Consider the following 21,260-nt stretch of genomic DNA (forward strand, 5'->3'; position numbering starts at 1 on the left):
TGCGCGCCGAATGACATTCCACCTTCAGGAGCATCCCGAAATGAAAGCTGGCGTTAAGCTGCCCGACGTGACCTTCCACACCCGCGTTCGCGACGAGTTGATCGAGGGCCCGAACCCGTTCCGCTGGGAAGACAAGACCACCGCTGACTACTTTGCAGGCAAGCGCGTTGTGCTGTTCTCGCTGCCGGGCGCCTTTACCCCGACCTGCTCCACCTACCAGCTGCCGGGCTTTGAAAAAGGCTTTGCCGACTTCCAGGCCGAAGGCATCGACGCGATCTACTGCATGTCGGTGAACGACAGCTTTGTGATGAACGCCTGGGCGCGCGCGCAGGAGCTGGAAAACGTGGACGTGATCCCGGACGGCTCCGGCGAGTTCACCCGCAAGATGGGCATGCTGGTCGCCAAGGACAACCTGGGCTTCGGCAACCGCTCCTGGCGCTATGCGGCCATCGTCAACAACGGCGTGGTCGAAGCATGGTTCGAAGAGCCGGGCCTGTCCGACAACCACGGCGAAGACCCCTATGGCGTCTCGGCACCGGAAAACGTGCTGAAGCACCTGAAAGAAGCCAAGGCAGAAGTCGCCGCCTAAGGCAGGCTGCAGCTTCCGGACATTCTGCGGGCCCGCCAAGTGCGGGCCCGTTTTTGTTGCGCGGCCTGCGTGATCAGCCGATCAGCTCTGTCTCCTGCGGGCCACTGACGCCGTAATAGTCCGCCAGATGCTGCAGCGCGATGCGCAGGACCACTTTGCCGGAACGGGCCGGCCAGCCAAGGTTGCGCTCGGCGGTTTCCATCCCTTCCAGATGACAGCAGCAGCGCAGGGCGATGTCGCCCAGCCCGGTGCCAAGCGCCTGCAGCGCCTCTGTCATCCGTTTATGCGCGGCGGCTGCGGCTTCGTGGCTGTTGCTGCGCAGCTCCTGGCGGTCTGGGGAGAAATAGAGTTTCTCCTGCATTACATGGCTGCTGATCTGGGCCAGTTCAAAATCTTCCCTCAGGCGTTTGCCAGCCCGGACCATCCCCGGTGTCAGAAACGGTTTCCCGTCCTTGTCCGAGAGGCGGGCCAGCATTTCCAGCGGCGTTTCTGATCCGCTGTAGCGCGCCCTGCGGCCATAGGCTGCCTTGTCCGGGTCCTCGGCAGGCATAAACGGCGCCTGGGCTTCAGCGAATCCGCCTTCCAGCCGGGCGCGGGCCGGTTCTCCTGATCGGCAATGATCCGCTTTAGCGCATTGCGCCCCGCTGTGGTGATGGCATAGCGGCTGATCCGGCCCCGGCGGGCGCAGGAAATCCACCCCATCAGGGCCAGCGCCCCGGCCAGCGGCCGCGAGACCGCGACCTTCTGGCCGTCTGCCTCTGCGCCTTCCCTGACCACAACGGCCATTTCCATGCCCTCTGCCGCCGCCAGGACCGCCCCGCCGCGGCTCAGCAGGGTCAGGACACTGGCTGCCTCCTGCTCAAAGCCGGAAACCAGCCCGCGGCCGCCCCGCCCGGCCGGCGGCTTGCCCGGCGCCGCAGAGTCTGTCTGGTAGCGTCCGGCAAGATAGGTCAGCACCTCGTCTATCAGCGGATCATCCCGCAGGGTTTCCACCCGCCGCACCTGCCGCAATATGGTAGAGGGATGGCACCCCGCCTTGCGCGCCAGCTGGCGGATCGGCCTGCCGGCCTCTGTGTGCAATAGATAGCGGCATGTCTCAAGCGGCACCCAGCCAGGCAGGGACGCGTGCGGTATGTTTTGCATTTTTCAACCCCGGTCGTCAGCCAGGCCGCCGGTCAGCCGCAATCAGATACGCCTGAGGCTTGTGCAAGAACGCCTGACTGTAAGTGAACGAAAGAACGGTTCAGGCGGTATTGTTTCCAGAAAATAAATAATCATCACAAAACGTACCGTTCGCCGGTAGCGACCTCCCCGCAACACCACGATAAGTTGTGTTATAGCAGAGCCGGCACAGAGTTAGGAAAGGAGAGCATAATGCAGGACATATTCACCCGGCTGACGTTGCTCCGGCGCCCGCGGATTCTGTCCCGGGCTGCCCGGCTTGGCGTACAGAATTATTGCCGCCAGCGCGATCTGCGCCGGATCCTGGGCTATGGGACGCTGCCTAAGCCCGCGGCGGCAGCCATGCGCCTGCTGGAGATGGAAGAGGAGATAAACGCAGCGCGCAAATCCGGCGCGGCCGGGTATTCGATGATCCGCCATGTGGACATTCTGATCGCGCTGGCAGGCGAAGCGGCGCTGCTGCGGACCCGGTCGCCAGCAAAAACGGCGGCCCGCCAGGACCGCCGTTCCGCCCCGGCAGAGGGAGCGTCCCCCTGCCCGGTTTCCGTTTCAGCTGCGATTACATGAAGGCGTCAGGCATCGAGGCCTTTTTCTCAGCCACGTATTCGTCCAGCGCCATCTTGATCGACGGATCAAGGGCCGGCTGTTCATAGGTGGCCAGCAGTTTCTCAACCCGGTTGGTGGCCAGCGCATAGGTGTCGCGCGCGCCTTCCTCTTCCCACTGCTCGAACGGTTTGTAGTCGAGCAGGTCGGTTTTCCAGAAGGCCGATTTGAAGTTCGCCTGGGTGTGTTCGCAGCCCAGGTAATGGCCGCCGGGGCCAACTTCGCGGATGGCGCCCATCGCCTGGGCGTTTTCGTCCATCGAAACCCCCTTGGCCAGGCCGTGCAGCACGCCCAGCTGGTCGGCGTCCATCACGAACTTCTCGAAGTCGGCAACCAGGCCGCCCTCAAGCCAGCCGCAGGAGTGCAGCATGAAGTTCACGCCGGACAGCAGGCCCATGTTGAGCGAGTTGGCGGTTTCATAGGCTGCCTGCGCATCGGGCAGCTTGGAGCCGCAGAAGGAGCCGGCCGAACGGAACGGCAGGTTCATGCGGCGGGCCAGCTGGCCTGCGCCATAGGTGATGTGCGAGGCCTCGGGGGTGCCGAAGGTCGGCGCGCCGGAGTTCATGTCGATCGAGGTCACCATGGCGCCAAAGATCACCGGGGCGCCGGGGCGGACCAGCTGGCTGTAGGCAACGCCTGCCAGCACTTCGGCCAGCACCTGCGTCAGGGTGCCCGCAACCGACACCGGCGCCATCGCGCCGCCGACGATGAAGGGCGAGATGATGCAGGCTTGGTTGTTCTTGGCGTAGACTTCCAGCGAGCCCATCATCACGTCGTCGAAGGTCATCGGCGAGTTGATGTTGGTCAGCGAGGTCATCACGGTGTTGTTCTGCACGAACTCCTTGCCGAACAGGATGCCGGCCATATCGACGGAATCCTGGGCGCGGCTGGGTTCGGTGACAGAGCCCATGAACGGCTTGTCGCTGAGGGTCATATGCGCCATCAGCATGTCCAGGTGGCGCTTGTTGACCGGGATGTCGGTGGGCTCGCAGACGGTGCCGCCGGAGTGGTGCAGCCACTTGGACATATAGGCCAGTTTCACGAACTTGCTGAAGTCGTCCATGGTGGCATAGCGGCGGCCGCCCGCGGCGTCGCGCACAAACGGCGGGCCGTAGACCGGTGCCAGCACCAGGTTCTTGCCGCCGATAACCACCGATTTCTCGGGGTTGCGGGCATGCTGGGTGAATTCCGACGGTGCTGTGGCGCACAGCTTGCGGGCCAGGCCGCGGGGAATGCGCACGCGCTCGCCCTGAACGTCTGCACCCGCTTCACGCCAGCGCTCCAGTGCGGCCGGGTTGTCAACAAAGTTGACGCCGACTTCTTCCAGGATGGTGTCCGCGTTGTACTCGATGATTTCCAGCGCTTCATCGTTCAGAACTTCGAAGTTCGGGATGTTGCGCTGGATGTACTTGGCGGTCTCGATCTTGACGCTGGTGCGTTCGGCGCGGCGGGCTGCGCCGCCGCCGCCCCGGGCGCGACGGCGCGGTGCTGCTTCTGTCATGGTTTATCCTCACCACAGGCATTTCATTGCGATGGGTATTATAGCCAGCGCACGGCCCCGCGCCGCAGGATAACGGCCATTCAAGTTGAAAAGCGACATTGGCGGGGCATTTTCCACCGCGCCTGCAGACAACTGCTTCGTTTCTGCGGGCACAGGCGGGACCCCGTGAAAATCGGCAGCGCCTGCCCTTGAACCCCCAATTCCTCTTGCAGAAATTGCGATCCTGCCCTATGGCGCGTGCATGACAGAGACATCCCATGACCGCCTTCTCATCATCGACTTTGGCAGCCAGGTCACGCAGCTGATTGCGCGCCGCCTGCGCGAGCTGAACGTCTATTGCGAAATCCACCCCTATCAGAATGTCACCATGGACTTTGTGCGCAAGCTGGCGCCCAAGGCGGTGATCTTCTCGGGCGGGCCGGACAGTGTGACCCGCGAGGGCAGCCCCCGGGCACCGCAGGAGATTTTCGACTATGGCGTGCCGATCCTGGGCATTTGCTATGGCCAGCAGGTGATGATGCACCAGCTGGGCGGCAAGGTGGAAAGCGGCCATGGCACCGCCGAATTCGGCCGCGCCTATGTGACCCCCACGGTGGAGACGCCGCCGCTGCTGGAAGGCTGGTTTGCCAATGACAACGACCGCGAGCAGGTCTGGATGTCGCATGGCGACCACGTCAGCAAGATCGCCCCGGGGTTCGAGGTTTACGGCACCTCCCCCAACGCGCCTTATGCCATCACTGCCGATGTCAGCCGCAATTTCTATGCGGTGCAGTTCCACCCGGAAGTGCATCACACGCCGAACGGTGCCAAACTGTATGAGAACTTTGTGCGTCTGGCCGGGTTCGAAGGCGACTGGACCATGGGCGCCTACCGCGAGCAGATGATCGAGAAGATCCGCGCGCAGGTCGGCGACAAGAAGGTGATCTGCGGATTGTCCGGCGGTGTGGATTCGTCCGTCGCGGCGATCCTGATCCACGAGGCGATCGGCGACCAGCTGACCTGTGTGTTCGTGGACCACGGCCTGCTGCGCAAGAACGAAGCGGAAGAAGTCGTCTCGATGTTCCGCGACAACTACAACATCCAGCTGATCCACGCCGATGAAAGCGATCTGTTCCTGGGCGAGCTGGACGGGCAAAGCGACCCGGAAACCAAGCGCAAGATCATCGGTAAGCTGTTCATCGACGTGTTCCAGAAACACGCCGACACCATCGACGGCGCCGAGTTCCTGGCGCAGGGCACCCTGTATCCGGATGTGATTGAATCCGTGTCCTTCTCGGGCGGCCCTTCGGTCACCATCAAATCGCACCACAATGTGGGCGGCCTGCCGGAGAAGATGGGCCTGAAACTGGTCGAGCCGCTGCGCGAGCTGTTCAAGGACGAGGTCCGCGCATTGGGCCGCGAACTGGGCCTGCCGCAGAGCTTCATCGGCCGCCACCCCTTCCCCGGGCCGGGTCTGGCGATCCGCTGCCCCGGCGAGATCACCCGCGAAAAGCTGGAGATCCTGCGCGAGGCGGATGCGATCTATATCGACCAGATCCGCAAACACGGCCTGTATGACGATATCTGGCAGGCCTTTGTGGCGATCCTGCCGGTCCGCACCGTTGGCGTGATGGGCGATGGCCGCACCTATGACTATGCCTGCGCCCTGCGCGCGGTGACCTCTGTCGATGGCATGACCGCAGATTACTACCCGTTCAGCCATGAATTCCTGGGGGAGACCGCCACAAGGATCATCAACGAGGTCAAAGGCATCAACCGCTGCACCTACGACATCACCTCCAAGCCTCCGGGCACCATCGAGTGGGAGTGATCCGGCAATTGATCTGCCCCGGCCCCAAGCGGCCGGGGTTTTCTTTTCAGGCAATCCGGCATCGAATTCAGGCCGTTGCCCGTTTGATTAACCAATCCGTCAGGTGTTTTTGAAATAATTCCTCAAACACCGCCGGTATTGGAGAATCCAATGATCATTTGCCACCCGCTGAAACTCATCTTCATCAAGACCAAAAAGGTCGGTGGCACTTCATTTGAAATCGCCTTGTCCAGTTTCTGCGACGAGGCCAGCGTCATCACGCCGATTTCTCCGGAAGATGAGGCCCTGCGCGAATTGCTTGGCTATCCAGGTGCACAAAACCATCAGCAACAAACCTGGCCGGACGGCTCGCAGACCAAGGCGAATCTGTACAATCATGTATCCGCCGCGCTGATCAAAGAGCAGATTCCACAGGAGATCTGGGACAGCTACACCAAGGTCACAATCTGCCGGGATCCCTATGACGCGATGATCTCCCGCTACTATTGGGAAAGGATGGAAGCGCGGGGGATCACGTTTGGACAGTTCGTAAGCTGCTTCCGCAGTATGCTGTGCGAAAACCGCCGTATTGCGCCGCTGGCGGGTCCTAACGCGCTGGATGTCTACCTGCGCTATGAGCATCTTGAGGAGGACATCGCTGCCTTAGGCATTGATGGGCTGTGGGAACGGTTCTCCGGCTTGCGCACTAAGGGGGCATTCCGCCCTAAAGCCGGTGCCGATCCGAAAACCATGTACACAGAACATCCCGAGGCCGCAGGCATCGTGGCCCGGCAATGCGCCAAGGAAATCCGTAAATTCGGCTACCGGTCTCCTATCGTGGCCGCGGCAGCAGTCAACCCCGCAGAGCCAAGCAAAAGCGACTTCATCTTTACGCTCTCCGCCGGACGCACCGGCACGGCCTGGCTGGCGCAATTTCTTGGCGACAACCTGGGGGTCAATTCGGTGCACGAACCGCTGGGCATTGATGATTTCGGCACGGCTATGCCGGAAATCCGCCATATGCGCACCTTCAACACCGTTGGCATGGACGGGGTGATGTGGGATTTCTGGGAGGCCAAGCTGGCCTCGCTGCAAGCCCCATATGCGGAATCCAACCACACGCTGGGAAAATGCGGGCTGATTGAGTCCTTGTCCGAAAGCAGTCTCCGCCGCCGCAGCACCGTCATCATTCTGCGGCGCGACATGGCCAAGCAATGCGCCAGCTATGTCGGCCGCAACGATTTCCAGAACATCACCATTCCCTGGCAATGGTATCTGGACATGCGCTACAGCAACAAGATCGTGAACCCGGCGCCCTTCCAGCAGATGGGGCAGATTGGCTGGGCCATATGGTACGCGATGGAAATGGAAGCCCGCTATGCCTATTACCAGCAGAAATACGGGGACCGCATCAACTTTGTAGAAGCGCAACTGGAAGAGGTCTCCAAGCCGGAAGGCGCAGCCCGTCTGCTGGAGGCCCTGGGCCATAGCGGCGATCCTGTGCTGCCAGAAAAGAAAAACGCCACCCGGAACCAGCCGGAGGTCATCCAGGCACTGACCGCGGAAATCCGTACCCTGCTGACCCGGATGCGCTTTGACGCAAAGAAAGTGGCTGCAGGATATATCCAAAGCGGCAAATCCTTGGCCGCGCCTGCAATCACGACCCAGTTGGCGCATGCTGCCGCCTGAACCCGGCCCTGCCGGCCTCAAGCCTGTCTAGCAGGCGCCCCGGAGCCACCCGGGGTGCTTCTGCTCGCTTGACCTGCGCCGCCAAATGCCCCTTTTCTCTCCCTGCAGCGGAACCTTGGGGCAGCCATGACAGACAAAGAAGCACGCGCGGGGCTTGCAGCCCTTTGGATGGTCGGCGCTATCGTGTCCTTTTCCGCGATGGCGATTGCCGGGCGCGAGGCAGGGCTGACGCTGGACACCTTCGAAATCATGACTTACCGCAGCCTGGTGGGGCTGCTGATCGTGCTGGCAGTGCTGACGGCCACCGGGCGCTGGCATCAGGTGAGCCGGTCCCGGCTCAGCGTCCACCTGCTGCGCAACCTGTTCCATTTCACCGGCCAGAACCTGTGGTTTCTGGCTGTGACGCTGGTGCCGCTGGCACAGGTTTTTGCGCTGGAATTCACCTCGCCCCTTTGGGTGATCATCCTGTCGCCGCTGCTCTTGGGGGAAGTGCTGACCCGGCGCCGGCTGCTGGCTGTGGGGCTGGGGTTTGCCGGGATCCTGATCGTTGCCCGCCCCAGCCCGGACAGCTTGAGCCTGGGACTTACCGCCGCCGCCAGTTGCGCAATTTTCTTTGCACTCACAGCTATTCTGACCAAGCGGCTGACTGTGCATGAGAAAACCGGGTCGATTCTGTTCTGGCTGACCTCGATGCAGCTTGTCTTTGGCCTGTTGGCGGCGGGCTGGGACGGCGACATAGCGCTGCCGGACGCCGCCACCCTGCCCTGGCTGGTGCTGATCGGCATTGCCGGGCTCACCGCGCATTTCTGCCTGACCACAGCCCTGTCGCTGGCCCCTGCCAGCACCGTCGTGCCGGTGGACTTTGCCCGCCTGCCGGCCATCGCGATCCTGGGTATGGTGATCTATGGCGAGCCGCTGGATGCCTGGGTGCTGAGCGGGGCTGCGGTCATCTGCATTGCAAATTATCTTAATCTAGTTGCAGGAAGACCTGTGAAAACTGCCGGAAATTGATCGATTCCCGCAGGTTTCCCCATCGTTAGCATTGATTTGCCGAAATTCTGCTGGTTACGGTTCTGTGACAAGAAGCCGGAAAGGCTTTCGTACAGGGAGGAACATATGAAAAAGATACACGCTGCGCCGCTGGCGCTGGCGCTGCTGCCCGGTGTTGCCATGGCAGGCGGTGTTGACCGCTCCGGCCAGACCCTTGGGGCGCTGTTCGAAGAAGGCAGCTATGCGGAGTTTTCCTTTGGCCATGTGAGCCCGGACGTGTCGGGAACGGCGCTTGGCGTGGGCTCGGGCGACATGGTTGGCTCGCATCTGCAACTGGGCGCGGCCTATAAGCGCGACATCAATGACCGGCTGAGTTTCGCACTGATCTTTGACCAGCCCTTTGGTGCTGATGTCGAATATCCGGCGGGCACCGGTTATGTGTTCCAGGGGGCGACGGCAGAACTCAACTCGAATGCCATCACCGGTGTGCTGCGCTATAAGTTCAATGAGAATTTCAGCGTCCACGGCGGCGTCCGGCTGCAGACGATGGAGGCCGAGGTCTCCATCCCTGTGTTCGGCAACTATGCCGCAACCGGCGACCGGGACGAGAGCTTTGGCTACCTGGTGGGCGTCGCCTATGAACGCCCCGACATCGCCCTGCGGATTGCGCTGACCTATTTCTCTGAGATCGACCACGATGTCAGCACAGTGGAAACCGGTGGCGGCCTGCCTGCGGGCCTGTCCTCGACCACTGCGATCAACACGCCGCAGGCGGTGAACCTTGATTTCCAGACCGGTATCGCCAAAGACACCCTGCTGTTCGGCGGCGTGCGCTGGGTCGAATGGTCCAAGTTCAACATCTCTCCGACCTTTTACACCGGCACCCTGATCGGCGCCCCGCTGGTGTCCTTTGCGGACGACCGTTACACCTATACCCTGGGTGTCGGCCGTAAGTTCAATGAGAACTGGTCCGGCTCGGTTTCTGTCAGCTACGAGGAAACCCTGGGCGGCTTCCAATCCAACCTCAGCCCGCAGGACGGGCGTCTGGGCCTGACCATCGGCGCCAAATACAAGCAGGGCAACATGAGCGTGTCGGGCGGTGTGAACATCACCCGTGTCGGCAGTGCGCAAACCGTTGTGAGCCGCGCGCCGTTTGCCACCTCGCAGTTCGGGGACAACACATCGGTCGGGGTCGGCTTCAAGGTTGGCTATCACTACTAAGGCGGCCTGACCTTCGCCTCTGCTGCCCCGCCCTGTTTCAGGGCGGGGTTTTCTTTTGCCGCAAGAAACGGGTCGCTTGCCTGCAGGGGCCGCGCTAGCTGAGGCGCATGAGCCCGCAAAAGACCATATCCCCCCGCGCCTGGGCCGAGCTGATCCTGCTCGGCGTGATCTGGGGCGGATCGTTTCTGTCGATCCGCATCGCCCTGGATGAAATTCCCGTTGCCACCCTGGTTCTGCACCGCTGCGGCTGGGCGGCGCTGCTTCTGTGGGCAGTGGTCTGGATGATGCGGCTGCCGGTGCCAAAAGAGCCGCGCATATGGGGTGCCTTCCTGGTGATGGGGCTGCTGAACAACGTGATCCCGTTCGGCCTGATGGCCTGGGGGCAGCTTTACATCGAGACCGGTCTCACCTCGATCCTGAACGCGGCCACCGCGATTTTCGGCGTTGTCGTGGCAGCCCTGATCTTTGCCGACGAGAGGCTGACGGCACGCAAGGCGCTGGGGGTTGGCCTGGGCTTCCTGGGCGTCGCCACTGCCATCGGGCTGGAGCAATTTGCCAATTTCGACATCCGCAGCACGGCGCAGCTGGCGGTTCTTGCGGGCACGGTGTCTTATGCCCTGGCCAGCGCCTGGGCGCGGCTGAGGCTGTCCGGCCTGGCGCCGCAGGTGGCGGCGGCGGGGATGCTGACGGGGTCGGCGGTTTGCCTGCTGCCAGCCGCGCTGCTGATCGACGGGCCGGTCTCCTTTGCCCTGGAAACCAGCACCTGGGTCTCCATCGCCTATTTCTCGCTGATCGCCACTGCGGGGGCTTATCTGCTCTATTACCGTGTGCTGGCGCTGGCGGGCAGCGGCAATCTGATGCTGGTCACGCTGATCATCCCGCCGGTGGCGATTCTGCTGGGGGCCTGGGTGCTGGGTGAAGCCTTGCGGCCGCAGGCCTATGCGGGCTTTGCCCTGTTGGCCGCCGGGCTGGCGGTTTTGAACGGCAAGCCCAACTTGCGGCCCAAGCGCGCACGGAATTGACCCAGCCCGCGCGGGCGATTAGCAAGGCGTGAACTCTACAGGGACTTGGAACGCCAATGCTTTATTCTTCCGCTCAGGACTGGCGCGATGCGCCCAGCAAACGGGTGCTGTTCTTTGGCATGTCCGGGCTTGGCAAAACCTATGTCAGCAATATCCTGCGCGGCGCGGGCAGCTGGTTCCACTACTCGATCGATTACCGCATCGGCACCCGCTACATGGGCGAATACATCGCCGATAACGCCAAGGCCGAGGCGATGAAGGTGCCGTTCCTGCGCGAGCTGCTGCTGACGGATTCGATCTACATCGGCTCCAACATCACGTTCGAGAACCTGACCCCGGTGGCCTCCTATCTGGGCAAGCCGGGCGACGAGGCCAAGGGCGGGCTGCCGATCGCGGAATACAAGCGCCGGCAGGAGCAGTTCCGGGTGGCCGAGATCCGCGCCCTGCTGGATACCGAGTATTTCGAGGGCCGTGCGCAGCAGCTGTATGGCTATCCCAATTTCATCTGCGACACCGGCGGGTCGATCTGCGAATGGGTCGATGCGAACGATCCCAATGACCAGATCCTGTCGGAACTCAGCAAGCACACGCTGATGGTCTGGATCAAAGGCAGCGAGGCCCACACCGAGGAGCTGGTGCGCCGGTTCGACCGTGCCCCCAAGCCGATGTCCTATCAGCCCGAGTTCCTGGACCGGGTCTGGCAAGAGTATCTCAAGGAAAACAAGATATCCGAGAGCGATGTGGACCCTGATGCCTTTATCCGCTGGACCTATGCCCAGGCGCTGGCGCACCGCCAGCCGCGCTATCAGATGATGGCGGACAATTGGGGCGTCACCGTCACCGCCGACCAGATTTCAGCCGTCAAGGATGAGGCCGGTTTCATAGATTTGATCGCAACAGCCCTTGAGGCGCGCAGCTAACCGGCTTATCTGACTGCTTCCGCCATAACGCACAACTTTCCGCAAATCAGGACACTGACATGCCCATCAAGATCCCCGCAGACCTTCCCGCCTATGACGTTCTGAAGAACGAAGGCGTGATGGTCATGTCGCCGGATCAGGCGGCCCGTCAGGATATCCGGCCGATCCGCATCGGGCTGCTCAATCTGATGCCCAAGAAGATCCAGACCGAGAACCAGTTTGCCCGGCTGATCGGCGCCACGCCGCTGCAGATCGACCTGAACCTGATCCGGATGAGCGAGCACCGCACCAAGAACACCGCCGCCGCGCATATGGCCGAATTCTACCGCCCCTTCCAGGAGGTGAAGCACGAGAAGTTCGACGGGCTGATCATCACCGGCGCGCCGATCGAGCATCTTGAGTTCACCGATGTGACCTATTGGGAGGAGCTGCGCGAGGTGATGGACTGGACCCAGACCAACGTGCATTCCACCTTTGGTGTCTGCTGGGGCGGCATGGCGATGATCAACCATTTCCATGGCGTCAAGAAGCACATGCTGGACCACAAGGCGTTCGGCTGCTTCCGGCACCAGAACCTGGCGCCGGCCTCGCCCTATCTGCGCGGGTTCTCGGATGATTTCGTGATTCCGGTCAGTCGCTGGACCGAGATGAAGCAGGAAGAAATCGACGCTGCACCGGGGCTGACGACGCTTCTGGGCAGCGACGAGGTCGGCCCCTGCCTGGTTGAGGATCCCGGCCACCGGGCGCTCTATATCTTCAACCACTTCGAGTATGACAACGATACGCTGAAGCAGGAATACGACCGCGACGTGGCCAATGGCACCCCGATCAACGTGCCGGGCAACTATTACCCGAACGATGATCCCAGCCGCCCGCCGCTGAACCGCTGGCGCAGCCATGCGCATCTTCTGTACACGAACTGGATCAGCGAGATTTATGAAACCACGCCGTATGACATCAACCGGATCGGCGTCGAGATGACGGACCTGCGCGCCTGAGAAAAGCCGTGGCAATAAGCGCTTCCCTGCTCTTGCTGGCCGCCCTGGCCTGGGGCGGCACCCAATGGAAGGCGGCCGTCAACGAAGCGCGGGCCGAGGCTGCCTATCCGCCGCTAGGAAAGTTTCTTGAGGTTGGCGGCCATCGGCTGCATGTGGTCGAGATGGGCCAGCCGCGGGGCAGCGCGCCGGATCTTGTGCTGATTTACGGCTCCAATGGCAGCACGCGCGACATGACCTTCCGGCTGGCGCCGGCGCTGGCGGATGAGTTCCGCATCCTGATCTTCGACCGTCCCGGCCTGGGCTATTCAGGCCGCATCAACCGGACCGGGGCCACCATTCGCCAGCAGGCCGCGCTGCTGCGCCAGGCCGCTGCGCAGATGGGAGCGGACAGGCCCGTTGTGCTGGGGCACAGCTATGGCGGCGCTGTGGCGCTGGCCTGGGCTGTTGACCACCCTGAGGGGCTGTCTTCGCTGGTACAGGTGGCCGGGGTCTCACATCCGTGGGACACCCCTTTGGACTTGCTCTACCGGGTGACCTCTTCCTGGGCGGGAAGCGCGGCCGCCGTCCCGGCCCTCACTGCATTTGTGCCGCCCCGCACCGTGGCAGAGACGCTGGAGGCTGTATTTGCCCCTCAGCAGGTGCCGGAGGGCTATGCCGCGCATTTCGGTGCCAGCCTGGCGCTGAGACGCAGCTCGCTGCGGGCCAATGCCCGGCAGCGCGCCAATCTGCTGGCAGAGGTAATGGCCCTGGCGCCGCTCTACCGCAGCATCGCCGTGCCGGTGGAGATCATTCACGGCACCGCCGACGACACCGTAAGCCCGGACATCCATGCCCGGCAGCTGGCCCGTGATGTGGCAACCGCCCGTCTCACCCTGCTTGACGGCATCGGGCATATGCCGCATCACGCCGCCACCGAAGATGTGGCCGCCGCAACCCGCCGCGCCGCAGCCCGCGCAAATTTGCGTTAAGGTGATTCACATTCCATACTCTCTTCCCATATAAGGGATTGAGGACAGAAGGGTTTTGCTTATGACGCTGCCATTTGACGGGGCCATCAGCCGGTTTTTCGAAACCGGCGCGCCGGAGGAAGTCCGCAAGGCCATCAAAGGTGCGGACAAGGATGAAATCCTCTCCCCCAGCTATCCGCACCGCAAACGCATGGCGCGCAAGAAATACGAGAAAGAGCTGGAAGCGCTGCAGATCGAACTGGTCAAGCTGCAGGCCTGGGTGAAATCCAGCGGCGCCCGCATTGCCATCGTCTTTGAAGGCCGCGACGCGGCCGGCAAGGGCGGCACCATCAAGCGGTTCCGCGAGAATCTGAACCCGCGCGGCGCCCGGATTGTGGCGCTGTCCAAGCCGACCGAGGCGGAGCAAAGCCAATGGTATTTCCAGCGCTACGTCCAGCAGCTGCCGTCGGGCGGTGAGATCGTGTTCTTCGACCGCAGCTGGTACAACCGCGGTGTGGTGGAAAAGGTGTTCGGCTTCTGCACCGATGCGCAGCGGGAGCGGTTCTTTCATCAGGTTCAGGGGTTTGAACAGGCGCTGGTGGAGGACGGCGTGCAGCTGTTCAAGTTCTGGCTCAACGTCGGCCGGGCCGAGCAGCTGCGCCGGTTTCTGGCCCGTGAATCCGATCCGCTGAAGCAATGGAAGCTGAGCGGGATTGATGTAAAAGGACTAGAGAAATGGGACCAGTACACCGCCGCCATTTCCGAAACCCTTGAGCGCAGCCATTGCGCAGAGGCCCCCTGGACCATCATCCGCTCAGATGACAAAAGACGGGCCCGGCTGATGGCGATCCGCAGGGCGCTGAGCGCCGTGGAGTATGACAACAAGGACGTCGGGGCGATTGGCGCCCTGGATCCGGAAATTTGCGGAGGCCCGGACATCTGGAATGCCTAAACGCGGTTATCATCACGGCAACCTGCGCCAGGCGCTGGTCGAGGCCGCCCTGCACCTGATCGAGGCCAAGGGCCCGACCGGCTTTACCCTGTCGGAGGCGGCCAAGCAGGCAGGCGTTACACCCGCCGCAGTTTACCGCCACTTCAAGGGCCGCGAGGACCTGATCGCGGAGGCCGGGCGCCAGGGCTATGTGATGTTTGCCGACCTGATGCAGCACGCCTATGACAAGTATCAGCCCTCGGCGCTGGCGGCGTTTGAGGCCACGGGCCGTGCCTATCTGGCCTTTGCGCGCAAGCATCCGGGCCATTACATCGCGATGTTCGAAAGCGGAATTTCGGTGAACCGGACACCGGAACTGGCCGATGCAGCCGCGCGCGCACGCGCCATTCTGGAACGCGCAGCGGCCGATCTCAGCCAGCATATCCCGGCGGAGAAACGGCCGCCCGCCTCGATGTTCTCAGCCCATGTGCTGGCGATGAGCCACGGCGTGGTCGAGCTTTATGCGCGCAATTCCCCCGGTGCGGCCTCCCCCTTTCCGCCGGAGGATCTGCTGGAGAGCGGCATCGGCATCTATTTGCGCGGGCTGGGGCTGATTGCCCCGGACAGCTGACCCCGTACGCCTAAAAGCGGCTGGCCGGCTGCGGCGTGCTGAGCTCGTCGCCGACATTGACCAGGAACACCTCACCGATGCCCTTGATGTCTTCCAGGCCGATGTCGGTGACGCGGAATTCTTCGGACAGCGCGTCTTTCATTTCCTCCGGCGCCACGATTTTCATCGGTCTGGCAAAAACTTGCAGCCGGGAGGCCAGGTTCACCGCAGGGCCAAAGACGTCATAGACGTACTTTTGGATCCCCACCACCGAGCCGACAGCCGACCCGGTGCCCAGACCGATCCGCGCCTCCCATTTGTGCTGATGGCTTTGGTTGCGCCGCTCCAGGTAGCGCAGAAAGCGGGTGGCGCAATGGGCCACCGCGGTGGCGTGGTCCGGCGTTGGCTCAGGCATCCCCGCGACCGCAAGGTAGGCGTCGCCAATGGTCTTGATCCGCTCGCAGCCGTATTGCTCGACGATGCGGTCGAAGGCGGTGAAGATGTCGTTCAGCTCCCCCAGGGTGACAGTAGGATCGGTGCGGGAGGCGAAATCAGTGAAATTCACGAAATCCAGCATCACCACCGACACCTTGGGGTATAGCTGCGGAGTGACCACGCCGAAGGTCTTGAATTCCTCATAGACCGTGCGCGGCATCAGGTTCAGCAGCAGCCGCTCTACCCGCTCCTTCTCGCGCTCCAGCTCGCGGGTGTTGCGCTCCACCATGGCGGAGTAGCTGTCGATCATGCTTTCCAGCTCGCGGATGCGGGTGATGTTCTGGCATTCCACCACCAGAAGCGCCTCGTCCAGATGGCTGGCCTGCGAGATGTTGATGGCAAAGACCAGCGTGCGGCGCTTGCGCTTGATCTTCAGCTCAGCGGAATAGCGCAGCCCTTCATCGCAGAGCGGCCCAAGATCCTCAGGCTGCAAGCCCTCAATGGCATCGGTCAGTGCAGCATCCGGGCCGGGCGTGCCGAACCATTCCGCAAAGGGCTGGTTGTGAAAGACAAACCCAAGGTCCGAGGCCCGCACAACCGCCACCCCCACGCCAATCGCCCGCAGCAGCTGTTCGTTGATGGCGGCAATGCTCATGCCGCATCCCGGGTGACGATGATGCTGCGTTTGCCTTCGATAGCGCTGAGCGTGGTGCGGATGTCCGGCTCAGACAGCCCATGCTGTTCCAGCGCCTCTTTCAGCAGCGCGCCCATTTCATCGAAATCCTCGTGAGTGATGCCAAGCGCCCGGTGCACCGCCTCCAGCCGCTCATCGCTGAAGGACGCAGGCCCGCCCAGCAGCGAGGAAATGAATTTGGTCTGGTGGTCGATCAGACGGGCCATATCCACATCGGCGAAGTAATCGCCGATCTGATCGGAATCGAGCGCCATCTCGTAAAAGGTCATCACCACGCGGCTGATGGCGCTGAACCCGCCGTATTTTTCATAGATCGTTTGCGGCATGTCAGCAGTCCCCTATCGGGTACAGTGCCGCCCATGTTACGATAATTTTGCGGAAAAGTTAACGGTGCGGTGTTTGCCTTAGCCAGCAAACAGAAAAGGCCGCCCATTGGGCGGCCTTTCCAAAGCTCTGTTTCCGAAGCTTAACGCTTGGAGAACTGGAACGAACGGCGGGCTTTGGCCTTACCGTATTTCTTACGTTCCACAACGCGGCTGTCGCGGGTCAGGAAGCCTGCGGCTTTCAGCGCGCCGCGCAGGGCGGGATCATAAAGCTGCAGGGCTTTGGAGATGCCGTGCTTGACCGCACCGGCCTGACCGGACAGGCCGCCGCCTTTGACGGTGGCATAGACGTCGAACTCGCCTTCGACGCCGGCAACCTGGAACGGCTGGCGCAGGATCATCTGCAGCACCGGACGGGCGAAGTACTTGTTGATTTCCTTGCCGTTCACCTCGACCTTGCCGGAGCCCGGCTTGATCCAGACGCGGGCAACAGCGTCTTTACGCTTGCCGGTGGCATAGGAGCGGCCCAGTTCGTCACGAACCGGCTCACGCGCTATGGTTTCCTCAGCCGCTGCTTCCACACCGGTTGCAGCTGCGAGCTCTTCAAGAGTGTTGATCTGATCAGCCATCGGTATCAGCTCCGGGTGTTTTTCTTGTTCATGGACTTGACGTCCAGAACTTCAGGGGCCTGGGCTTCATGCGGGTGCTCGGCACCGGCATAAACGCGCAGGTTGGTCATCTGCTGACGCGACAGGCGGTTGCCCGGCAGCATGCGCTTGACGGCTTGGGTCACAACGCGCTCCGGGTGTGCACCTTCCAGGATCTCCTGCTTGGTGCGCGACTTGATGCCGCCCGGGTGGCCGGTGTGCCAGTAGAAGTGCTCGTCGCGCTTCTTGCCGGTCATCTGCACCTTGTCGGCGTTGATGATGATGACGTTGTCGCCCATGTCCATATGCGGAGTGAAGGACGCTTTGTGCTTGCCACGCAGGCGCATGGCAACGATCGAGGCAAGACGGCCCAGAACAACGCCCTCGGCGTCGATCAGGATCCACTTCTTCTCGATGTCTGCCGGAGTAGCAGAGAAGGTTTTCATGGCAGGTCAATCCTGTTTGTCGTGAAGGCAGAATCCCTGACGGGAAACGCCTGAATGCGATGGAGGGGGTTTACGGGCAACCCAAGCTTCAGTCAACACCGGCAAACAACATTAAACCGTTTCAAATCAATGGGTTAAAAAATAGGTATAATAATACCCCATCACACTACACGCTGATCTGCTCTGGCGGGTTGTCCAACAGCGCACGCAGGCGCAGCATTGCTTCCTCAAACTGCTTCAGCGGCACATGCGCGTTGATGGCGATGCGCACCGCGTGGGGCGCACGCCCATCGCGCAGGGCGAATTCGTCCGCGGACCGGATCTGCACCCCATTGGCCTCAGCGGCACGGGTAAAAGCGGCCGCGCGCCAGCCGGACGGCAGTTTCAGCCAAAGGAAAGGCACCTCAGGGTTCCAGGTCAGCTCGAACCCGCCAAGCGCATTGACCGCCACCCGCACGTAGCGGGCCATCTCCCCGCGCACGTCTTTTACAAGCCCCGGCAGCCGGGGATCGGTAAGCAGAATCCGCACCAGTTCCGCCAGCGGCTGCGCCAGGCCAAAATAGCCGTATTCCGCAACCCGGCGCAGGTCCGCGGCCCGCCCCTCAGGCGCCAGGGCAAACCCCACCCGCAGCGCAGGGGTCAGAATCTTGGAAATCGAAGACACATGCCAGGCCAGCTCCGGCGCCAGGGCGCGGTAGCTGGGCGCCCGCGCCTCCCCCAGGCGGTAGCAGTCGTCCTCGACGATCTGCACCCCGTGGCGGCGGGCGATCCGCACAATCTCCTTGCGCCGTTCCAGCGGCGTGAAAAGCCCGGTTGGGTTATGCACCTCAGGGCTGGTGCACAGGACAGTGGCGCCGCTTTTGCGGATCGCCAGTTCCATTGAATCCGGGCGGATGCCCTGTTCGTCCATGGCGACCTCGACCACCTGCGCCCTGAGCAGCTCTGCCGCGCGGCGGAATCCGGCGTAGGTCAGATCCTCGACCATGATCACCGGCTGAGGCCCCTCCAGGATGGCCTGAAGCACCACCATCAAACCGTTCTGTCCGCCGTGGGTCAGGACAATGTCACTCTCTGTCACGGCACCTACCGGCGATTGCGCCACCCAGGCAGCAGCGGCCCGGCGCACCGGCAGATAAGCATCGCGGGTCGGGTAGTTCAGGAATTTGCGCGCCTCGCTCTCAGCCACCTTGTGCAGGGCTTCGCGCACCGCAGCCACCTGCCCCATATCGGCAATCCGCGGGCTGAACAGGCTGACGTGGCCGGGATCGCGCGCCTCCAGCAGATGCAGCTCCCGCGACCATACGTCATCGGGCACCGGCTTTTTCTTTTCGGCTACAAAGGTGCCGCGCCCGACCTCGGCCTCCAGCACGCCCTCATCGGTCAGGATGCTGTAGGCGCGGGCGACTGTGCCGGGTGTAATGCTCAACTGATACGCGAGGTCCCGCACCGGCGGCAGCTTTGTACCAATTTTCAAACTGCCCGTTTCGACAGCAGACCGGATTGTATCTGCTACTTTTTTATACTTGGGACCTTTTGCCTCACCCAGACTTTGCGGCCAAATTGTACCCATTACAATCCATCCTTGGACAATTGATCACCCCCTTTGTATCAAAACAACACGACAAATCAACAGGATTGTATCAACACAAAATCTAAGGAAGCCTCCCATGGTACAGCACGCACATATGGCACAATCGAACATGTCCTTTCTGAACAGCCGCCCGGCCCTGCCGGTGCTGGCGCAGTGGGCCGTTGCCTTTGCCGTTCTGGTAACCAAGTGGAGCCTGCGCCACCGCACGCGAACCCATCTGAAACATCTTAGCGATGCGCAGCTGAAGGACATCGGGCTGAGCAGGCAGGACGCCCATTATGAAGCCACTCTTCCGTTCTGGCGCCCATGATCCCCTGGGCAAAAGAACAACCTGACGGCCGGGGTTCGCCCCGGCCCTTTTTTTAAGCGCCGCCCTGGCCCGCAGGACGCACCCGGCTGGGTGTTACCTGCTATGCAGAAATTAAAGGTTGATCGAATCTTTCATGGGTCCTACATGCCCCTCACTTTCGGTACCGATCCCAACCCCGGACTTTATCCGGGGGGGCGCTAAGGGCCGGCTGGATTGTCATCTACTGGAACGAAGGGGAGTGTCATGAAAGACGCCAACCTCTTCCAACTGGGGATCGGTCTGGAGACAGGCGCCCATGAGGAAGATACCGCCCGCGGTGTAACTGCTGCGAATCTCGATGCTGTTGCTGATTCCGACCGCGAAGACCATTTCATCCGCAAGGATGGCAAGGTGTTCGCCGGCACCCATCTAATCATCGAGGTGATGAAGGGCACCGGCCTGGACTGCGAAGAGCGCATCCAGAACGCCTTCCGCAAATGTGTCGAGGTCTGCGGCGCCACCCTGCTGCACATCCACACCCACAAGTTCTCGCCCCAAGGCGTCTCTGGCGTGGCGGTGCTGGCGGAAAGCCACATCTCGGTCCACACCTGGCCGGAAATCGGCTATGGCGCCTTTGACGTCTTCATGTGCGGCGACGCAGAGCCGTGGAAAGCTGTCGGCGTGCTGAAAGAGGCGTTCAACACCGATATGGTGGAAGTCCGCGAACTGCTGCGCGGCGAAGAGCTGATCGCCAAAGAGGTTGCGGCATGAGCGATGCCACGAAACAGGAATGGGTGACCGAGAGCCTGCACGCGCATTATGCGCAGCGCCTGCGCGTGGATGAGATGCTCTATGACAGCAACACCGAGCATCAGCGCCTGAAAGTGTTCCAGAACGGCCAGTTCGGCCGCATTCTGACACTGGACGACGTGGTGCAGACCACCGAAGGCGACAACTTCATCTACCACGAGATGCTGACTCATGTGCCGATCCTGGCGCATGGCAATGCAAAACGCGTGCTGATCATCGGCGGCGGCGACGGCGGCATGGCCCGCGAGGCGCTGCGCCACACCTCGGTCGAGCATGTCACCATGGTGGAGATCGACGCAGGCGTGGTGGATTTCTCGAAAGAGTATCTGCCGATGCTGAGCGACGGCGCCTTTGACGATCCGCGCCTCAACCTGGTGATCAACGACGGTGCGCTCTTCATGAAAGAGAACACCGAAAAGTTCGACGTGATCATCGTCGATTCGACCGACCCGATCGGCCCCGGCGAAGTGCTGTTCACCGACACTTTCTATGGCCACGCGGCGCGGTCGCTGACCGAGGACGGCATCATCGTGACGCAAAACGGCGTGCCCTTCATGCAGGGCGATGAGCTGACCGGCACCCTGCGCGCGTTCCAGGCGCTGTTTACGGACGCCTCCTGCTATCTGGCTTCGGTGCCGACCTATGCCGGCGGGCCGATGGCCTTTGGCTGGGGCAGCCACTCGGACAAGGCCCGCAACGTCGATCTTGCCGATGTCCAGGCACGCTTTGCCGCCGCAGGGATCGAGACCGGCTATTACAACCCGGAGATCCACAAGGCGGCCTTTGCCTTGCCGAACTACGTGAAAAAGCTGTTCCCGTAAGGAACATCCGATTGAGGGGGCCGCGGCCCCCTTTTTCATTTACGCGGCCTCTTTTACGCTTGTGGCCCGGCCATCACCCGCACAGGCCGCCTTCTGCAAAGTTCCTCCACCGTCAGGCGACGCCCGGCCCCTGCTTCTTTCTGGTCTCAAATACCTCCGGGGTGAATTGGCCGAAGGCCAAGAGGGGCAGCGCCCCTCCCCCTTCCGGCATG

The 21,260-nt window shown here is 62.0% G+C and carries 23 protein-coding genes; 15 read left to right on the forward strand and 8 right to left on the reverse strand.

Annotated elements, in window-relative coordinates; genetic code table 11:
* The first annotated feature begins 40 nt into the window (after positions 1-40).
* The gene (locus ACXAEK_RS16170) at positions 41-589 is read left to right on the forward strand and encodes a redoxin family protein (RefSeq protein WP_475043434.1); all 549 of its coding nucleotides are present in this window, start codon (positions 41-43) and stop codon (positions 587-589) included.
* Between the two features lie 73 nt (positions 590-662).
* On the opposite strand, the gene ACXAEK_RS16175 is transcribed toward ACXAEK_RS16170, so the two are convergent.
* Positions 663-1,064, reverse strand: coding sequence for a DUF6456 domain-containing protein (locus ACXAEK_RS16175; protein WP_475043435.1), 402 nt, complete (start codon positions 1,062-1,064; stop codon positions 663-665).
* Positions 1,022-1,582 carry a hypothetical protein gene (locus ACXAEK_RS16180; protein ID WP_475043437.1) on the reverse strand — a complete coding sequence of 187 codons (561 nt, stop codon included), beginning with the start codon at positions 1,580-1,582 and terminating at the stop codon, positions 1,022-1,024. The genes ACXAEK_RS16175 and ACXAEK_RS16180 overlap by 43 nt, the downstream gene beginning before the upstream one ends.
* Positions 1,583-1,963: 381 nt before the next feature.
* Here ACXAEK_RS16180 and ACXAEK_RS16185 point away from each other — a divergent pair, with 381 nt between their 5' ends.
* The gene (locus tag ACXAEK_RS16185) at positions 1,964-2,338 is read left to right on the forward strand and encodes a DUF6477 family protein (RefSeq protein WP_475043439.1); all 375 of its coding nucleotides are present in this window, start codon (positions 1,964-1,966) and stop codon (positions 2,336-2,338) included.
* Here the strand turns inward: ACXAEK_RS16185 and ACXAEK_RS16190 are convergent.
* Positions 2,331-3,875 carry a trimethylamine methyltransferase family protein gene (locus tag ACXAEK_RS16190; RefSeq protein ID WP_475043441.1) on the reverse strand — a complete coding sequence of 515 codons (1,545 nt, stop codon included), beginning with the start codon at positions 3,873-3,875 and terminating at the stop codon, positions 2,331-2,333. The two genes, ACXAEK_RS16185 and ACXAEK_RS16190, sit on opposite strands and share 8 nt — an antisense overlap.
* 241 nt (positions 3,876-4,116) lie before the next feature.
* On the opposite strand from ACXAEK_RS16190, the gene guaA reads away from it, so the two are divergent.
* The 10 genes from guaA (at position 4,117) to ACXAEK_RS16240 (ending at position 15,013) form a co-directional block, all read left to right on the forward strand.
* Entirely contained in the window at positions 4,117-5,685 is a 1,569-nt protein-coding gene (guaA, locus tag ACXAEK_RS16195; RefSeq protein ID WP_475043443.1) for a glutamine-hydrolyzing GMP synthase, read from the forward strand.
* Between the two features lie 150 nt (positions 5,686-5,835).
* Positions 5,836-7,353 (forward strand): hypothetical protein, encoded by a 1,518-nt coding sequence (locus tag ACXAEK_RS16200; protein ID WP_475043445.1) that lies wholly within the window; start codon positions 5,836-5,838, stop codon positions 7,351-7,353.
* 126 nt (positions 7,354-7,479) lie between these two features.
* Complete coding sequence (locus ACXAEK_RS16205) at positions 7,480-8,364, forward strand: DMT family transporter (protein WP_475043447.1); 885 nt, start codon at positions 7,480-7,482, stop codon at positions 8,362-8,364.
* Between the two features lie 105 nt (positions 8,365-8,469).
* Positions 8,470-9,564 (forward strand): OmpP1/FadL family transporter, encoded by a 1,095-nt coding sequence (locus ACXAEK_RS16210; protein WP_475043448.1) that lies wholly within the window; start codon positions 8,470-8,472, stop codon positions 9,562-9,564.
* A 107-nt stretch (positions 9,565-9,671) separates the two neighbouring features.
* Positions 9,672-10,586 (forward strand): DMT family transporter, encoded by a 915-nt coding sequence (locus ACXAEK_RS16215; RefSeq protein ID WP_475043449.1) that lies wholly within the window; start codon positions 9,672-9,674, stop codon positions 10,584-10,586.
* Between the two features lie 56 nt (positions 10,587-10,642).
* A complete protein-coding gene (locus tag ACXAEK_RS16220) occupies positions 10,643-11,506 on the forward strand; it encodes an ATPase (protein ID WP_475043450.1) in 864 nt (287 codons plus the stop codon).
* Between the two features lie 59 nt (positions 11,507-11,565).
* Positions 11,566-12,504 carry a homoserine O-acetyltransferase MetA gene (gene metA / locus ACXAEK_RS16225; RefSeq protein WP_475043452.1) on the forward strand — a complete coding sequence of 313 codons (939 nt, stop codon included), beginning with the start codon at positions 11,566-11,568 and terminating at the stop codon, positions 12,502-12,504.
* Positions 12,505-12,518: 14 nt separating this feature from the next.
* On the forward strand, positions 12,519-13,472 hold the full coding sequence (locus tag ACXAEK_RS16230; protein WP_475045292.1) for an alpha/beta fold hydrolase: 954 nt from the start codon (positions 12,519-12,521) through the stop codon (positions 13,470-13,472).
* 61 nt (positions 13,473-13,533) lie between these two features.
* Entirely contained in the window at positions 13,534-14,403 is an 870-nt protein-coding gene (gene ppk2 / locus ACXAEK_RS16235; RefSeq protein WP_475043453.1) for a polyphosphate kinase 2, read from the forward strand.
* A complete protein-coding gene (locus tag ACXAEK_RS16240; protein WP_475043454.1) occupies positions 14,396-15,013 on the forward strand; it encodes a TetR/AcrR family transcriptional regulator in 618 nt (205 codons plus the stop codon). The genes ppk2 and ACXAEK_RS16240 overlap by 8 nt, the downstream gene beginning before the upstream one ends.
* Positions 15,014-15,023: 10 nt before the next feature.
* On the opposite strand, the gene ACXAEK_RS16245 is transcribed toward ACXAEK_RS16240, so the two are convergent.
* The 5 genes from ACXAEK_RS16245 to ACXAEK_RS16265 form a co-directional block, all read right to left on the reverse strand.
* Positions 15,024-16,082, reverse strand: a complete 1,059-nt coding sequence (locus ACXAEK_RS16245) for an adenylate/guanylate cyclase domain-containing protein (RefSeq protein WP_475043456.1) — start codon at positions 16,080-16,082, stop codon at positions 15,024-15,026.
* Positions 16,079-16,447, reverse strand: a complete 369-nt coding sequence (locus ACXAEK_RS16250; RefSeq protein WP_475043457.1) for a group I truncated hemoglobin — start codon at positions 16,445-16,447, stop codon at positions 16,079-16,081. The genes ACXAEK_RS16245 and ACXAEK_RS16250 overlap by 4 nt, the downstream gene beginning before the upstream one ends.
* 140 nt (positions 16,448-16,587) lie before the next feature.
* Positions 16,588-17,073, reverse strand: a complete 486-nt coding sequence (gene rpsI, locus ACXAEK_RS16255; RefSeq protein ID WP_475043458.1) for a 30S ribosomal protein S9 — start codon at positions 17,071-17,073, stop codon at positions 16,588-16,590.
* A gap of 5 nt (positions 17,074-17,078) precedes the next feature.
* Positions 17,079-17,537 (reverse strand): 50S ribosomal protein L13, encoded by a 459-nt coding sequence (gene rplM, locus ACXAEK_RS16260; RefSeq protein WP_039133077.1) that lies wholly within the window; start codon positions 17,535-17,537, stop codon positions 17,079-17,081.
* 166 nt (positions 17,538-17,703) lie between these two features.
* Entirely contained in the window at positions 17,704-19,107 is a 1,404-nt protein-coding gene (locus ACXAEK_RS16265) for an aminotransferase-like domain-containing protein (RefSeq protein ID WP_475043460.1), read from the reverse strand.
* 97 nt (positions 19,108-19,204) lie between these two features.
* On the opposite strand from ACXAEK_RS16265, the gene ACXAEK_RS16270 reads away from it, so the two are divergent.
* From ACXAEK_RS16270 to speE, 3 genes are all read left to right on the forward strand, one after another.
* A complete protein-coding gene (locus ACXAEK_RS16270) occupies positions 19,205-19,438 on the forward strand; it encodes a DUF1127 domain-containing protein (protein ID WP_475043461.1) in 234 nt (77 codons plus the stop codon).
* A 243-nt stretch (positions 19,439-19,681) separates the two neighbouring features.
* Positions 19,682-20,188, forward strand: coding sequence for an adenosylmethionine decarboxylase (speD, locus tag ACXAEK_RS16275; protein ID WP_475043463.1), 507 nt, complete (start codon positions 19,682-19,684; stop codon positions 20,186-20,188).
* The gene (gene speE / locus ACXAEK_RS16280) at positions 20,185-21,048 is read left to right on the forward strand and encodes a polyamine aminopropyltransferase (RefSeq protein WP_475043465.1); all 864 of its coding nucleotides are present in this window, start codon (positions 20,185-20,187) and stop codon (positions 21,046-21,048) included. The genes speD and speE overlap by 4 nt, the downstream gene beginning before the upstream one ends.
* Positions 21,049-21,260 lie beyond the last annotated feature (212 nt).

The organism is Leisingera sp. ABM4_101, assembly GCF_056158725.1.

Excerpts from the sequence above, each read along its gene's own strand:
- ACXAEK_RS16170 (WP_475043434.1), top strand. The coding sequence starts at position 41 with ATGAAAGCTGGCGTTAAGCTGCCCGACGTGACCTTCCACACCCGCGTT.
- ACXAEK_RS16175 (WP_475043435.1), bottom strand. The coding sequence starts at position 1,064 with ATGCTGGCCCGCCTCTCGGACAAGGACGGGAAACCGTTTCTGACACCG.
- ACXAEK_RS16185 (WP_475043439.1), top strand. The coding sequence starts at position 1,964 with ATGCAGGACATATTCACCCGGCTGACGTTGCTCCGGCGCCCGCGGATT.
- ACXAEK_RS16190 (WP_475043441.1), bottom strand. The coding sequence starts at position 3,875 with ATGACAGAAGCAGCACCGCGCCGTCGCGCCCGGGGCGGCGGCGGCGCA.
- guaA (WP_475043443.1), top strand. The coding sequence starts at position 4,117 with ATGACAGAGACATCCCATGACCGCCTTCTCATCATCGACTTTGGCAGC.
- ACXAEK_RS16200 (WP_475043445.1), top strand. The coding sequence starts at position 5,836 with ATGATCATTTGCCACCCGCTGAAACTCATCTTCATCAAGACCAAAAAG.
- ACXAEK_RS16205 (WP_475043447.1), top strand. The coding sequence starts at position 7,480 with ATGACAGACAAAGAAGCACGCGCGGGGCTTGCAGCCCTTTGGATGGTC.
- ACXAEK_RS16210 (WP_475043448.1), top strand. The coding sequence starts at position 8,470 with ATGAAAAAGATACACGCTGCGCCGCTGGCGCTGGCGCTGCTGCCCGGT.
- ACXAEK_RS16215 (WP_475043449.1), top strand. The coding sequence starts at position 9,672 with ATGAGCCCGCAAAAGACCATATCCCCCCGCGCCTGGGCCGAGCTGATC.
- ACXAEK_RS16220 (WP_475043450.1), top strand. The coding sequence starts at position 10,643 with ATGCTTTATTCTTCCGCTCAGGACTGGCGCGATGCGCCCAGCAAACGG.
- metA (WP_475043452.1), top strand. The coding sequence starts at position 11,566 with ATGCCCATCAAGATCCCCGCAGACCTTCCCGCCTATGACGTTCTGAAG.
- ppk2 (WP_475043453.1), top strand. The coding sequence starts at position 13,534 with ATGACGCTGCCATTTGACGGGGCCATCAGCCGGTTTTTCGAAACCGGC.
- ACXAEK_RS16240 (WP_475043454.1), top strand. The coding sequence starts at position 14,396 with ATGCCTAAACGCGGTTATCATCACGGCAACCTGCGCCAGGCGCTGGTC.
- ACXAEK_RS16245 (WP_475043456.1), bottom strand. The coding sequence starts at position 16,082 with ATGAGCATTGCCGCCATCAACGAACAGCTGCTGCGGGCGATTGGCGTG.
- ACXAEK_RS16250 (WP_475043457.1), bottom strand. The coding sequence starts at position 16,447 with ATGCCGCAAACGATCTATGAAAAATACGGCGGGTTCAGCGCCATCAGC.
- rpsI (WP_475043458.1), bottom strand. The coding sequence starts at position 17,073 with ATGGCTGATCAGATCAACACTCTTGAAGAGCTCGCAGCTGCAACCGGT.
- rplM (WP_039133077.1), bottom strand. The coding sequence starts at position 17,537 with ATGAAAACCTTCTCTGCTACTCCGGCAGACATCGAGAAGAAGTGGATC.
- ACXAEK_RS16265 (WP_475043460.1), bottom strand. The coding sequence starts at position 19,107 with ATGGGTACAATTTGGCCGCAAAGTCTGGGTGAGGCAAAAGGTCCCAAG.
- ACXAEK_RS16270 (WP_475043461.1), top strand. The coding sequence starts at position 19,205 with ATGGTACAGCACGCACATATGGCACAATCGAACATGTCCTTTCTGAAC.
- speD (WP_475043463.1), top strand. The coding sequence starts at position 19,682 with ATGAAAGACGCCAACCTCTTCCAACTGGGGATCGGTCTGGAGACAGGC.
- speE (WP_475043465.1), top strand. The coding sequence starts at position 20,185 with ATGAGCGATGCCACGAAACAGGAATGGGTGACCGAGAGCCTGCACGCG.